The following is an 818-nucleotide window of genomic DNA, read 5'->3' as shown; positions in this document are numbered from 1 at the left end:
ACAAAGAGTTGAGTTGTTTGTCGTGAAACAGGTAAGTGAGATCGAGGTTTTACGGATTTGAAAAGTAAACTAGACGCTCTAAAAGAAAACAAAAGTGTAGAAATAGAAAGGAAAAAGCCCCTTTTCCTGTGAAGGAACCGGGGCTAGTTGGCGTGTCAGAGCCTGTGCGGAGATCATCGAGAAATGAACACATTTCCGACACGCCGTTGCATTCTTACCGTAAAAATGGATAGCAGGTGAGAGATGAGAGAGCTAAACACCCAATAGTAAGTATGCTTGCCAGTATCCCTCGCTAAGCGGTTCACGTCTGAACACGAATAGCGAGTTCAACCAATAACTATTGCAATAGTGATATTGCAGAGTTAGGCAACTGTTTTGCTTGAGCTAGTATAGATGTACCAGCTTGTTGCAGAATTTGAGCTTTGGTCATTTGCGTTGTCTCTTTCGCAAAGTCCGTATCTTTGATTCGGCTGTTTGAAGCGTCTACGTTCTCTTGAACGTTTGCCAAGTTATTAATACTGTGGCTTAGACGGTTTTGTTTCGCACCCAAATCAGCACGCTGTGAATCAACGTACTGCATTGCAGAGTCGATGACACTGATTGCGTTTTGTGAACCAGCTACAGTATTCAAATCGACATCTTGAACTAATGTCGTTCGACCTACAGCAGGTGCAGGTACAACTTTGCCATCCGCCGTGGTTGTGGTTTCCTGGCCTTCAGGAGCATCATTTTTGAAGCCTAGTTCAGAGGCTAAACCACCCGAGATTCTCATCTCACCATCTAAATCTGGCTCGGCAACAAATACCTGTATGCGACCT

At 44.3% G+C, this 818-nt stretch carries 1 protein-coding gene; it reads right to left on the bottom strand.

The window, feature by feature from the left end; genetic code table 11:
- Positions 1-337: 337 nt before the first annotated feature.
- On the bottom strand, positions 338-818 hold a 481-nt coding region (locus tag AB4653_RS26545; RefSeq protein ID WP_372105720.1), incomplete at its 5' end, for a flagellin.

It is taken from the genome of Vibrio sp. 10N.222.48.A3, from assembly GCF_041475345.1.
Classification (GTDB): Bacteria; Pseudomonadota; Gammaproteobacteria; order Enterobacterales; family Vibrionaceae; genus Vibrio; species Vibrio tasmaniensis_A.
The sequence above is the reverse complement of the archived record's forward strand: the minus strand, read 5'-3'. Positions and strand labels throughout refer to the sequence as shown.